The organism is Brachybacterium sp. AOP42-C2-15, assembly GCF_052377065.1.
Lineage (GTDB): Bacteria > Actinomycetota > Actinomycetes > Actinomycetales > Dermabacteraceae > Brachybacterium.
In genome coordinates this window covers 1-12,897 of record NZ_JBQSWK010000038.1, presented here as the reverse complement: position 1 = coordinate 12,897, position 12,897 = coordinate 1, and the positions used below count along the sequence as shown (strand labels likewise).

The 12,897-nt window shown below is 67.1% G+C and carries 12 protein-coding genes and 1 pseudogene; 5 read left to right on the top strand and 8 right to left on the bottom strand.

Annotation, left to right across the window (positions count from 1 at the left end; genetic code table 11):
* Positions 1-529: 529 nt before the first annotated feature.
* The 5 genes from ACT3SQ_RS16220 to ACT3SQ_RS16200 form a co-directional block, all read right to left on the bottom strand.
* Positions 530-1,720: a PD-(D/E)XK nuclease family protein gene (locus ACT3SQ_RS16220; protein ID WP_444601396.1), complete on the bottom strand. Its 1,191-nt coding sequence runs from the start codon at positions 1,718-1,720 to the stop codon at positions 530-532.
* A 343-nt stretch (positions 1,721-2,063) separates the two neighbouring features.
* Positions 2,064-2,873 (bottom strand): hypothetical protein, encoded by an 810-nt coding sequence (locus ACT3SQ_RS16215; RefSeq protein ID WP_444601395.1) that lies wholly within the window; start codon positions 2,871-2,873, stop codon positions 2,064-2,066.
* Between the two features lie 275 nt (positions 2,874-3,148).
* Positions 3,149-3,748 (bottom strand): hypothetical protein, encoded by a 600-nt coding sequence (locus ACT3SQ_RS16210; RefSeq protein WP_444601394.1) that lies wholly within the window; start codon positions 3,746-3,748, stop codon positions 3,149-3,151.
* Positions 3,745-4,107, bottom strand: a complete 363-nt coding sequence (locus tag ACT3SQ_RS16205; RefSeq protein WP_444601393.1) for a hypothetical protein — start codon at positions 4,105-4,107, stop codon at positions 3,745-3,747. The genes ACT3SQ_RS16210 and ACT3SQ_RS16205 overlap by 4 nt, the downstream gene beginning before the upstream one ends.
* A 137-nt stretch (positions 4,108-4,244) precedes the next feature.
* Positions 4,245-4,859, bottom strand: coding sequence for a DUF6642 family protein (locus tag ACT3SQ_RS16200; protein WP_444601405.1), 615 nt, complete (start codon positions 4,857-4,859; stop codon positions 4,245-4,247).
* Between the two features lie 260 nt (positions 4,860-5,119).
* Here ACT3SQ_RS16200 and ACT3SQ_RS16195 point away from each other — a divergent pair, with 260 nt between their 5' ends.
* From ACT3SQ_RS16195 to ACT3SQ_RS16175, 5 genes and pseudogenes are all read left to right on the top strand, one after another.
* Entirely contained in the window at positions 5,120-5,902 is a 783-nt protein-coding gene (locus ACT3SQ_RS16195) for a DUF4839 domain-containing protein (RefSeq protein ID WP_444601392.1), read from the top strand.
* Positions 5,903-6,037: 135 nt separating this feature from the next.
* Positions 6,038-7,072, top strand: coding sequence for an IS30 family transposase (locus tag ACT3SQ_RS16190; RefSeq protein ID WP_444601391.1), 1,035 nt, complete (start codon positions 6,038-6,040; stop codon positions 7,070-7,072).
* Positions 7,073-7,081: 9 nt separating this feature from the next.
* Positions 7,082-7,816: pseudogene (locus ACT3SQ_RS16185) on the top strand (C69 family dipeptidase); the annotation flags it as partial.
* Complete coding sequence (locus ACT3SQ_RS16180; RefSeq protein ID WP_444601404.1) at positions 7,762-8,532, top strand: C69 family dipeptidase; 771 nt, start codon at positions 7,762-7,764, stop codon at positions 8,530-8,532. The pseudogene ACT3SQ_RS16185 and the gene ACT3SQ_RS16180, both read left to right, overlap by 55 nt.
* A 5-nt stretch (positions 8,533-8,537) precedes the next feature.
* Positions 8,538-9,272, top strand: coding sequence for a DUF429 domain-containing protein (locus ACT3SQ_RS16175; protein ID WP_444601390.1), 735 nt, complete (start codon positions 8,538-8,540; stop codon positions 9,270-9,272).
* A 516-nt stretch (positions 9,273-9,788) separates the two neighbouring features.
* On the opposite strand, the gene ACT3SQ_RS16170 is transcribed toward ACT3SQ_RS16175, so the two are convergent.
* The 3 genes from ACT3SQ_RS16170 to ACT3SQ_RS16160 all read right to left on the bottom strand — a co-directional run bounded on the left by ACT3SQ_RS16170 (position 9,789) and on the right by ACT3SQ_RS16160 (position 12,652).
* Positions 9,789-10,436, bottom strand: a complete 648-nt coding sequence (locus tag ACT3SQ_RS16170; RefSeq protein WP_444601389.1) for a hypothetical protein — start codon at positions 10,434-10,436, stop codon at positions 9,789-9,791.
* Positions 10,437-10,810: 374 nt separating this feature from the next.
* Positions 10,811-11,188, bottom strand: coding sequence for a PH domain-containing protein (locus ACT3SQ_RS16165; protein WP_444601388.1), 378 nt, complete (start codon positions 11,186-11,188; stop codon positions 10,811-10,813).
* Positions 11,189-11,707: 519 nt separating this feature from the next.
* Complete coding sequence (locus ACT3SQ_RS16160) at positions 11,708-12,652, bottom strand: hypothetical protein (RefSeq protein ID WP_444601387.1); 945 nt, start codon at positions 12,650-12,652, stop codon at positions 11,708-11,710.
* Between the last annotated feature and the right edge of the window lie 245 nt (positions 12,653-12,897).

The window sequence follows — 12,897 nt, the reverse complement described above, 5'->3', positions numbered from 1 at the left end:
CAGAAGAGCGACCAGCACATCTCCGGCGCTGGATCGATCCATTCTGCGGCGCCGTCGTCGCATGGATGATCCCTTCCCCCGTGGTGCAGTGGCACTGCCAGCCGCAGCGCCTCGTCGCGAAGAACTGTACGTCGAAGTTTCTGTGTCGTGCAGGTCATCGGGCGCTCTCGAGCGGGATGGACCCCAGCCGGTCGCCTCGTTCATCGCGGCGCCGAGGTGCCGCGCCCGGCGTCCGTGGTGCCCCGTTCGTCTCGCCGGGGCTGAGGGTCTGCGTGGTGCTGTCTACGTGGAAAGGACTCCGGCCGGCTCATGTGCCCCAGGTGCAGGGTGATCGTCCCCAGCTCCGAGATGGCCCGGCCGACGATCACCAGGGCCCCTGCCAGTTCACAGCCCAGGAACTCCCCACACCGGAAAGACGGACACCCTGACACAGATGGGGACCGTCACGAAGGACCGGGCGCTCAAGGCAGAGCACCGGCACGACAGGATCCGCGCACCTCGAGAACGCTGCCGGGGCCTCCGGTCTCCGCTATGCCGCGCTCAGCGCGAGCACGGCGTCGCGCAGTCTCACGTCATCGCTGGCCAGACCATTGATGACGTCGTCGAGTCGCACGTCCGTCTGAATAATGTGCCCCGCATGCCGTACGTCGACGGCCGGATAGGTCACGAAGATCCGTGAATAGTCGGGATCGACGTCCACTTCGGAGAGGTGCGCCAGCACGTGAGCGGCCGTCGGCCCGAACACGAGGTGGAGGGTGCGATTCGGGGCGGGTCGTTGAAGGGAGAGTCCCCACGCCCAGAGCCCCCTGGTGTTGCTGCCCACTGTCTCCAGCCTCGCGCCGTCCGGCGCGTTCTCGAGCTGCTTCACCAGAGTCGTGCTCGCGAATCGCCTCAGTGAAGCCTTCACCCGGGCGAGAGTCCGTCGGCCGTCCTCGAACTGCCGATGAGCATGGGCGGCGACGATGTCGGCGAACTTCTGGGCAGCTTCCTCCTTCGAGGAGTCGCCGTAACGCGCCGACTCCCCTGCGTCGCACATGCCCTTGATGAAGTCGATCTGATCGTCGAGACTCACTGCGGCTGGACCTTCCACGAACTGGTGAACCATCTGCTGGATGAAGAAGTGCTGCTCTGGGTGCGCGTGGACCCATCGCTCGTCCCGGACTACGTGCTCCCGGAGCCTCTCGAGGACCTCGGCATAGGTCACGACGACGGCCTCCTCCCAGCCGTTCTGCTGGAGGGCGGCCTCGCGCCGCTGACAGAGCAGGACCACCGCGCCGGCCCCTCCGGTGGAGATGGCGTGCTCGCGATACCGGGCGTAGCCATGGCCATGGCCGTCGGAGATCTCGTAGTTCTCGATGACGACTGCCGCGTCATCCCGGGTGAGGAGGATGTCGGCGATGTCCATGCCGACCTCGCCGCCGTCGACCTCCTCATCACCGCGAGTGTCGACCTCCTGGGTCACCCGGTATCCGGTCACGGGCAGCTGGTCGCCAGGAGGAAGGGAATCGTTGACCAGGTCGAGGAAGATGCGCTGGGCCGCATCGCCGAGCTCATGAGTCGCGTCGATCGTGAACAGCCACGCGAAGACATTGGAGAGCTGCTTCTCGTGCGTCCCGTGATGCATCACCCGGAACACATTGAACTGCTCTGCGAGGCTCCGCGACAGGGATGGCAGGAGCGCGGTGACGAAGCTGCTCACGTCATCGGGGCGGCGGGACATGCTTCGATGCTAGTTGTAGTGGGTCACGACGTTGTAGTCACCGGGCCGGGGATCAAGGAACGGGCCCCCGAACCGGCACGATGGGTGGCGCTGGAGCCATGGGCCGGTCTCCTCGAACGGCGAGCATCATGGTCCACGGATTTGGGACTGCCGCACCGATAGGTCAACGTCACCTACCGGTGCGGCAGTCCCTGGTGTGCGGGGACGGTCGGCGGTTGCCATGGCGAGACCGCCTACAGCTAGCCCGAGGAAGCCCTCCGGGTGCCCTTTCCGTGCCAGCGATCGCCGCGTCTCCTCCCCGCTGTGACACCGCTCCGAATAGATGCTCCGGCCTGGTGGTGCATCATTCCAGGTCAGTCGGACCCTTGTCCATGAACGGAAAGAGCACCCGCCAGTGGGGCCAGCGCACACCGGGCTCGTGGGCCAGCTGGTCGAGGTCATCCGCACCCGTCGGCTCGTCAAGAAGAGCGATGGTTCGAAGCGGCAACTCGACGATGTCGTCGTGGAAGCGCGCTGCACTGAGGTGATCCACGGCGCCCGCGATGAGATCGTCGATCGCTCCCCGATCGACGTCCTGCACAGGGACCTGCGCCTGCTCATCGAACTGGTCGACCAGGTTCGACGGCATGCCAAGCTTTCGAAGGTCCCTCCGAAGGAAGCTGTCATCGGAGTTCGGTTCACAGAAGAACCACGCGTAGGTACGCCTGACCCGCCGAGCATCGCGGACCTCTTCCCGAGCGAGCTGCTGGAGGAACACTTGGTCTCGCGACCGTCCTTCCAGGGCGCAGAGCACCGCTTCCTCAGAAACTTCGGTCGCCCCGGTCGACACCACACCATTGAATGCGTCAGGGATGACAGCGCCATGTAACGGACTATTCTCCAGAAGGTCATTGAGTTCCGCCTCCCGACCTTCATCGGAGATCGCGTCGCTGGTCGTCCTCCATTTCGGAGTCGCACCGTTACCGATCTCCGTCAACATTTCCGTCGGGCCCGCCGCCACCTCGACGATCACGTCGTTTTCCGTCATCACTCCGTCGTGGCGGAAGACGGCCACTCGGAACGTGGGCTCTGCCGGGACGGTGTCGATCTCGCACACCCACGTCGCTTCGATATGCACCACAACGCCCTGCCGACAATCACGGGCGATGAACATCAGTGGATCATCGCTCTGCACACACGCACTGAAGGGCAATATCGTGATCCATCGAAGGGACCGGCGTCGTCCTCATCCTCGTCGTCGTCCAGGCTCCCCTCGGCCTCGTCCGCTTCTCCACCGTCGGGCGGCCTGTCGTATGACTGAGCGTCCCCACCGCCGTCGTCGACGGGTCCCCACCCCACTCCCCGCGGAAGGCCCGTTGCAGGACGTCCCAACGGCGCGTGTAGTCGACGTTGCGCGGCAGCATGATCATCGTGAGTGCACCTCTCTCATCACTCCGAGCGCGATATGCGGGCCGACCACTCCGCCAGCTGATGCTCGAGAAGGTCGCGTCGGCTCCATCCTTCCCGAGCTCCTGTGTTCACCCGGTCGACGATGTCGTCAAGGCGAGTGTTGGTCAGCTCGACCAGAAGACCGATGAAGAGCTCGGGTGTCGACCACCCCGAGATGTCACCGTGGGCATCGAAGGCTGCCGTCAGCATGTGTGTCGGTAGGGCCAAACCCGCGAACCGCCCGACTCCGATCCCGGTAAGGCCGAGAGCCCGCCGGAGTGCCGCATCCGCTGCGGGGCCTGCGTTCAGCTCTTCGATGTCGTGAGGACCGAGTTGAGCTGTGGCGATCCAGGTGCGCCCGTCGGGGCGAAACCCACTGATCGTCGCTAGCGGGGAGGGTAGGAACGCGGCAAGAGCACCGGCAAGGGACGCTGGGTCGTGCCTTGTCGGTGGAGTGAGGACGTGGACGTACACAGTGCCCTGCGGACCCAGTCCTCGCGTGGCGTCAGCGAAAGCAGGATGGTCGTCGACGGGATGGAGCGCGACGTCTGTCAGTCGTGAGCCATCGTCAAGGTCGAGAAGCAGTCCCAGGTGGCTCATCGGCTCCACTCCTCCAGCTGATGGGCGACGTCGATGAGGTTCTGTCGCGGGACGTCGAAGCTGACACCGTCGTGATCCGGCAGATCGGTCTCTAGATCGTCGACGACGAGTGCCTCGAGCAGCACGTCCTGGCTCGTGGAGCCCTTCACGAGGATGGCGAAACCGGCCACGTCGTCCTGGACCGTTGGCACGGTGAGTTCCGGGTGCGGCTCCACCGCCGCTTGTATGAGGTTATCGATGAGCTCACGCACGGTCCCCGGGGAGAGCTGCCGGGCGAGGTATCGGACGAGCCGATCCGGGGAGAGCAGTTCGATATCGACCACAAGCTCGTCGGTGTCCTTCAGTGTCGGGACAGGCAACAGCGCCACGGCAGCCCCTGCGCGCGACAGCAGCCTCACCGGCAGGAGGACCGGACTGGACGCGGTGGCATCCACAGCCCCGAAGCCGCCGCTCGGCGCCTCCTTGGGATCCGTAGATCCGCGGGGCGGTTTCTCCCTCACGACGCCGCTTTCGTACTGCGCAGTGCTGTCCGGTAGACGTTGGTCTTGGTGGCCACGACGAGGCCGAGCCGCTTCGCGAGCACCGGGTGGTCATCCTGGAGCCGCTGGAAGATCCCGGAACCCTTCACACTCGTGGCGAGCTCCTGCAGCAGGAGGAGCTCGAACGACGCCGCTTGGGCCCAATCGACGTCCTTGCGGTATCCGATGACGGCCCGCGCACCGGTGCGCTTCGCGAACTGCTGGAGCCGCTTCGGATCCTCCTTCAAGGTCGAGCACGATGCGAAGTAGATGACCCTGCCAGCGCAGGCACCCTTCAACATTTCCTCGAGCTCGTCGAGCTCGATATCGCCATGTGCATCCCCGCTCATCGAGACGACAGCGGAGCCGCCGTGCATCGCGAGCCAGAGAACACCGAAGTCGGCGTAATCCTCAGAGACCCATTTGTCGAGGTAGTACCCGAACTCGGCGCGCGTCGCGACGTCGCGATGGATCCATTGCGCCACGTCGAGGTGTTCGAGAAGCTCGAGCACCGGTCGGACAGTCAGACGGCGGGTGATGTCGGAGTCCCACTCGCCTTCGAGACAGAAGATGCCGGGCAATTCTTCGCGCATGAAGTCCACTCCTCAATGGTGGTCGTTGAGCCCACGGTAGCGGCCCGAGGTCGCACTCCTCCCGGGGTTCAGCGAATCTCTACGCCCAGTACGAGGTACGGCGTCACCTCGCTGCAAGGTGGACCTGGAACTTCCACCGTGGCACCTCCAACCCCTCACACGGCATAGAATGAGGTGCTGCCGTCACATCGAAGTGGCGACTTTTCCCCTGTTCACGGCCAGACCCCTGCGCCGCGACCCCCGTGATGCTGGAGCGCCGCATGGCCCGTGATGATGTGAAGTACGAGTTCAAGACCGTTCGAGCCGTCCGCGGCACCGAACCTCGCACCATCAAGAAGTGGGAGCAGAACGGCTGGGAGGTCACCGGGCGAACTCCCGGAAAGATTCAGACCGAGATCTCTCTGCGCCGCCCACAGCCTCGAACCCCTTGGTTCCGCGTCGCCATCGCCGGTGGGCTTGCTCTGGCCCTCATCGCGTTCGCACTCATCATGAGCGTTGTGCAAGGAGAAGGCGCCGACGATGCACCGGCGGCCACATCAGAGGCGCCTGCAGGGTCCTCTCACTCCGCAGCGCCCGAGAGCAACGGCTCGGAAGCCGTCGGGGCACCGTCGTCCACGCCGGATGGAGCAAGCGCAACCAACGCGCCGCCCGCAGAAGAGATCATCACGATCGCGACCAATGCCGACTTCGCAGCCATCACCTCGTCGACCGACTACTGCAGCGACCAGATCGCCACGTTCGCGGAAGAGCACGAAGGACGAACGGTCCGCTTCGAAGCGAGCATCGGCGCAATGGGTCCCCATGGCGATTACGACACCCGCTACGACATCCTTCTCACTGTCGGCAAATACAGCGAAACGACGGCAGTCGGACCAGCGTTCCAGTTCCGCGACGTGAACATGAATGACCTCAACCTGACTGGGACCGATATTCCCGACACCATCGGCGTCGGAGACGCTCTCACCGTGACGGCCACCGTCGGTGAATATATCCCTGACCAGTGCCTGTTCCTCCTGGACCCGGAGGAGACAGAGGTCCGCTGAGCCGTGATCCATCGACAGTGCTCGACGGGGAAAGCGACGGTGGGAGGAGTGCTGAGCCCGCGGCACGGCAGGGCGGTGTCATAGCGTCGAGGCAACACTCCCGGTCGGCGGGGGTCTGATCGGTGAGGTGCACGGGTGGCGCGAGTGGGGCTGACGTTCAGTGACAGGTCGGAGATCTCGACAGCGTCGAAAGCGGGCTGGTCCGTGCGGAGGATCGCTCGTCACCTGGGTCGATGTCCCTCGGTGATCTCCAGGGAACTCCACCGGAACTCGACGAAGACCCGCGGCTACCAGGCCGTGACCGCGGACGTGAGAGCGCAGCGTCGCCGGGCCCGTCCGCAGCAGCGGAAGGTTGCCAAGGACCCGGTGCTGCAGGCCAGGGTGGAGGCGGATCTGGCCGCGTCCTGGACGCCGAACGAGATCGCGGGCCGCTTGCGCCTGGAGGCCGCAGACCCGACCGTTGAACGCATGGCGAACTCTCCCGACGCACGCGGCCAGACCGTCTCCGGCGAAGCGATCTACCAGTACATCTACGCGCTCCCCAAGGGCGAGCTCGCCCGGCGGGGCATCTTCTTGCAGTCCAAGCGGACCAAGCGCCGACCCCGCACGACAGGCCGGACGAGGGGCGGCCCGATCGTGGGCATGGTCCCGATCGCGGAGCGGGGCGAGGACGCCGCTGAGCGGCGCGTGCCAGGGCACTGGGAGGGCGACCTGATCATCGGGAAGAACGGCACCTCGTGCGCAGCGACGCTGGTGGAGCGGATGAGCGGGTTCACCGGGCTGCTGGCCCTGCCCTCCAAACACGCCGAACCGACCGCGGACGCGGTCATCGAGTGCTTCAACGCCCTGCCCGAGATGATGAAGGCGTCGCTGGCCTGGGACCAGGGCAGCGAGATGGCGCAGCACGTGAAGGTCTCCCTGGCCACGCAGATGCCGGTCTACTTCGCCGACCCCCACTCGCCCTGGCAACGACCCAGCAACGAGAACACCAACCGGCTCTACCGCGAGTACCTCCCCAAGGGCACCGAGATCCCCGATCACCAGCCCTACCTCACCACCATCGCGGAGGAGATCAACAACCGCCCCCGCCGCCGACTCGGCTTCCTGACCCCGACAGAATCCTTCGCCCGACTACTGGCCGGCGAGCCCCATGTTGCTTCGACGCATTGACACCACCGTGTGGCTCGTGCGGGAACACCAGCAGGAGTACCACTCCCAGTTCGCCGCAGTTACCGCGGTCGCCCGCCACGAGGGTATCTCGAAGGATTCCGTCCGACGCTGGCTGGCCAAGGTGTTGCGGGCCATGACGTTGTAGTCACGGAGGATCCGCTGCGCTACACCGCGATCCCGGATGCGTTGGGGGTCAACGGGGTCTGGGCGAGCGCCGGCATCAACGCGGCGATCGTCGCCATGAGCGCCACGGAGACGATCACCAGCAACCCGCGGGTGCTCGGCGCCGACCCGCTCGTGGAGCACGACCCGGCCACGGGCGCGCCCGGCGGGTTCGGCGAGGAGGACTTTGTGACCCTGGTCCTGCCCTACATCCGCTCCGCCCGCGAGGGCGTCCAGCGCCTGGGCGCGCTGCTGGCCGAGCACGGCACCTACGAGATGAACGGGATCGCCTTCAGCGACCAGCAGGACATCTGGTGGCTGGAGACCGTCGGCGGGCACCACTGGATCGCGCGTCGCGTCCCGGAGGACCACTACGTCACGATGCCGAACCAGCTGGGCATCGACTCCTTCGACCTCGACGACGCCGAAGGCCCCGGCCACGACCACCTGGCGAGCCCGGACCTGCGCGAGTTCCTCCGCGCGCACCATCTGGACCTCACTCAGCGGGATGTGGAGGACGCGGCGCCATCGGTGTTCAATCCCCGCGAGGCCTTCGGCTCCCACACCGAACACGACCACGTCTACAACACGCCCCGCGCCTGGTCCATGCAGCGCACCCTGAACCCCACGAGCGAGCACTGGGAGCGGGACTGCCCAGGGCGAGCCCGGACTCGGACGATCTCCCGTGGAGCCGGCGGCCCGAGCGCCTGCTCACGATCGAGGATGTCAAGGATGTGCTCAGCTCCCACTACCAGGGCACCGTCTTCGACCCGTACTCCACCTGCGGCACCGAGGCGGAGCGGCGCGCGTTCCGCCCCATCGGCATCAACCGCCACAACGCGCTCGCGATCCTGCAGATCCGCCCGGACCTGCCGGAGTCCCATCGCGCGCTGCAGTGGGTCGCCTACGCCCCACTCCCGTTCACCACGCTGATCCCGATGTTCACGAACGTCGAGCAGGCGCCCGCCTACCTCACGACCACCACCGGCACCGTCAGCACGGACAGCTTCTACTGGACCTCACGCATGATCGCGGCACTCGCGGACGCGCACTACGCCGAGACCATCCCTGCGATCGAGCGCTACCAGCAGCGCACCCTGGCGCTCGGTCACGCCGCCGTGCACGCGGCGACCGCGGCGACGTCTTTGGCCGACGACGCCGCTGTGCCGGGCCTGCTCGCCGAGGCGAACACGACGATCGCCGAGCAGATCCGCACCGCGACGGACGCACTGCTGGGCGAGGTCCTCGCCACTGCGAGCACGCACATGACGAACCGTTTCGCGCGGTCCGACGGGTGAGAACGGTGGCTCCTCGGCTCGTCGCCGGCATCGATCTCGCGGCGGACCCGCGCAGGACGGGCCTCGCGATGCTTCGCGAGGAGAACCACGCGGTCCGCATCGCGGACGTCCACGTGGGGGCGAGCGACGACGACGTTCTCGCGGCGATCATTGCCGCCTCGAAGGCCGGCGTGGACGTGCCCTTCGGATGGCCACGCCGTTTCGTCGATCTGGTCGCCGGGCACCAGGCCGGCGACCTCGAGTCCCCGGCGGACACCGGACCGGACTGGCGACGGGCCGTTCTCTTCCGAGAGACCGATCTCGAGGTGCGCAGGCGGGTGGGCAAGACGCCTCTCAGCGTCGCAGCGGACAAGATCGCCTACCCTGCCATCCGCTGGGCAGCGATCGCCGCGCGCCTGCGGGAGCAGGACATCCCCACCCCGCTCGACGGAAGCGGTGTGGCCTGCGAGGTCTACCCGGGCGCCGCGCTGGCCGCCTGGGGATTCGGAGCCCAGCGCTACAAGAAGGCCGCCGGAGCTCTGGTGCGCGGCGAGCTCGTCGACGCGCTCAGTGCCCGGTGGCCGTGGCTGGACTGGGCAGGACACGAGGGCGTGTGCGCGGGCTCGGACGATGCACTCGACGCCGTGATCGCCGCGGTGGTCGCCCGAGAGGTGCTCCTCGGCAGGGCGAACTCTCCACGAGCGGAACTCGCCGCCGCCGCGGCCGACGAAGGATGGATCTGGCTGCCCACGCCGGAATGAGGGTCCTCGCCAGTCAGGCGGTCGCAACCCCCACATCCCCGTGCAGCCTCCTGGAGTGCGGCACGGTCCATGACGCCCGAGTACCTGGCCGCGAGGTTGCGCGCCACCGCGCCGCGAGAAGAGTCCCGTTCCGCCTGTGCGGTGCGGGACAGCTGGTCGAGGGCACCTCTGATCTCGAGCAGAAGCTGCTCCGTGTGCGCCATGGAGCCATGGTCCCACCGGGGCGACCTGAGCTCGAGCGGTGCGCCGCGTGTCAGCCGTCGTGCGGGCGACCGTCCGGAGCGGGTTCGGACCGCGGCTGGTCCGCGATCTCCTCCTCCGGGCGGGGCGCCGCGGTCTGATCGTCCTCAAGCTGGGGGACGGGCGGTTCCCCGGGTCCGGGGAACGGTTCGTGCGTGGGATCTCCGGATCGAGCGGTCATGGCGAGGCCTCCCATATCGTGGCGCTCGCAGGCTACGCGCGGCGGGAGCCGTGGACCAGGTGGGAGGAGCGGGCTCGCGACGGGCCGACGACGGCTCAGACGAACCCTTCCTCGACGAGCTCGCACCCGCTCTCGGTGATGACGTGCCCCTGCCCGGAGCCGTCGACGACCCGGCTCCAGCTCTTCACGATGAGCAGGTCCCGATGGATCGACATGCTGAAGCCGCCGTACATCCCGGGATAGGGGAACCAGAGCGACTCGAGCCGGTCCAGGGCGATCACCTCGGTGGGCACCGGCCGCGACTCCGCGGGGTCGAGGCGTCCCGTGCGCTCCGCGATGAGGTCTGCCAGGTGCTGGTCCCACGCCGCGAACGTCTGCTGGTCCCGCTCGGTCGGCTCCGGCACGGCGAGGACCTCGAGCAGGTGGTGGTGGCCGCGCGCCCGCGCCAGGTCGACCGCTCGGGCGCCGTCGGCCGTTCGGAGCGAGCGCCACGCGCCGAGCCGGATCAGGTTTTCGGCGACCTCGGCCGGCGCGCCGAGCCACGCCGCCTGATGCAGCGGGGTGAACCAAGACGTCCCGCCGAACCGCCACTGGTTGGCGTTCTGCGCCTGCCCCGACTCGAGGAGGTCGGTCACCACTTCCCAGCGGCCCGCCTTCGCGGCGTCCGCAAGGCGGTGGGACGCCTCGACGATGTTCTCGTTCATCACCTCAGGATCGAGGATGCCAGGCCATTCTGCGCTCATGAGCGGTCCTCGCTGATCTCATCGGGGGTGGTCGTCCTCGGGTGATCGTACGGAGAGCAGAACGGTGTGCGGCAGATCTGCTCAGCCCGGAAAGCATCCCCGGTGCGCAACGAGGCGAGAGCGCGCAGATCTCCGCCAAGCTGCCCCTCAAGGGCACCTATCGGAAGATCTACGCGGTCGTGGTCTTCGTCGCCCAGCGGCTCGAGCTCAGTCTCAGAGAGGGTCCGCGATGGCGAGGGTAGCCGGATCGTCGTCCGTGTGGGTGCAAGCTTTCAGAGAGCACACGTTCGGGAGCCGCGGGTGTAGATAGCGCTACCCAACTGGATCTACAACGCCCGGCCTGATCGCTGTAAGAGATCATGCGACGGCTCGTCTCACGAGGAGCGCAGCACGGCATTCGCGATGAGCAGATCAAGTCGCCTCACGTCGATCTGCTTGCCGACGCTGATCTTGATCTGGCCAGCGCGGGTCCACAGCTCTATCTCCGCGTTGAGGTCCAGGGTCCCGGCGTTCTCGGAAGACCACATGTTGATCGAGGAGTAGGGCAGCGAGTAGATCTCGACCTTCTTGCCGCGGAGGCCCTGGGCATCACGGACGATCAACCTCTGCGTGGTGAAGACCGCAGAGTCGCGGAACGTCTTGTACGCGGCGATCGCACGCTCCTCGGGCACGAGAAGAGCGATCACATCCTGCGGGATGGGGCACTCCTCCACGAAAGTCCATGCCGTGATCGCCGAGACCGATGTATCCATCTGTGTGTTCACTCCTCGAGGGAAGGGGCCGACCAGTGCGGGACGGCACGGAGCGGCAGGTCAACGCGACCATACCCACAGGCTACGACAATTTTGACGGCCCGCGGTCCTGCAGCTGCCAGCTCTCCCTGCGATGCGCGAGCGATCCCGGGATCCGAGCTCCTCGCCTCCCTCACGGTGCTCGATCCGGTGTTCGGCTTCGGCAGGCCGTGGGCCGAGATCCTGCAGTGAGGCCTCCCCGCGTCGCTTCCGTTCCTGCCAGGCGCTGGTGTCGACGGCTGAGGTGAGGATGCGGCCGGGCATATCTCATTCCCTGTCGGTGGAGGTCCACGATCAACTGGATCGGGACCTGCTGACGTTCTTCCGGGCGCTCGAGTGGCCGCCTTCAGGCAGAGGATGGGCCGTCAGGAAGGGACGCGCCGTGCTCGGGTTCGGGCGAGGAGCAGTCAATCCCCGAGTGAGCCGCGGCGAGGCAGGCCGGGCGAGGCAAGAGGCGTGCCATAGTTCGCGACGGGATCGTCAGCCGGCGTCGGCCTCTGTGTCCTGCTGGGTGCCGGTATCCCGCGCCCCGCTCGCCCTCTGCTGGGGGCTCGAATCGCCCTGCGCTGACCCATCAGCGCCGGTGTCTGCGGTCGCGCCGCTCCCCTGCGGAGCGGAATCGCCGTTCTGCTCGGCCGGGGCCTGCGTCTCCTGTGGGTCCTCACCCTCGTCCGGTGTGGGCTGGTCCTCCTGCTGCGTGTCCGTGTCGTCGGTGGTGCTGTCCGGCTGTTCGGTCCCGGGAGAGCCGTCCCCCTGCTGCTCCGTGTCGGTGCCGCCCTGCTGGTCACGGTCGGTCATCGAGGAGTCATCGCGCGGCGCCACCGCATCGTTCCCGGTGACGGACCGCTGGATCTGCCCCGTGCCCGGGGAGAGCTCCGTGCCAATCACGCGCTGGATGCCGAAGACGGCGATAATCCCGATCAAAGCGATCACCGCAGATAGGAGAGCAATCTTCACGATCCTGCGTCGACGCGAAGGCACGCCGCCGGGAGCTCCCTCCGCCGGGTTGATACCGAGCCCGAGAGCGGCGGCGTCACGCTCGCGATCCATGGCTCGCGAGCCGGTTCGCGAGGAATGGACGCTCCGGGAACTCGCGGACGCCGAGCGCTTCGGACCCTTGGCTGCGACTTTCTTCAGCGTCAGCCGACTGCGGTTGACGAAATCGGTATAGAGCGCGAGCGCTGTCGCCGAGACCACGGAGGTGAGTGCGGCGCCGATGACGGTACCGGCGATCCCCAGCTGACCGCCGATGACGGTCGCGGTGGCGGCCGCCGCACCGCTGGCCACGAGCCCCGTGGGAGAGAGCTTCTTGACCTGCAGATCCAGCTCCTCGCCACATGGATCACCGGGGGCCTGGCGCTCCGGGCCCCCGGGCGCAGCAGGAGGTCGGGCGGGGCGATGTGCAGAGGGTGCCAGGAAGCCCATCCTGTTCAGAAGTGTCCGAGTTCCCCTGGACCTTCCTCAGAACCAGCTGGGAGAACGAAGATCTCCTTCCTGACCTGCGGTGGTGGTCGAGAAGGGAAGCGCCACAGCAGCGCTGCCGGTCTCTTCGCTCGCCGTGCCGCGTGGCCTGCCGCACTCCGTCGGCTGGGCAGAGATCGACGCATGCCACTACGCCCGTCACGAGCCGCGCGCTCGAGGTTGTCCGCCCCGCTCGGAGCGACGTTGGT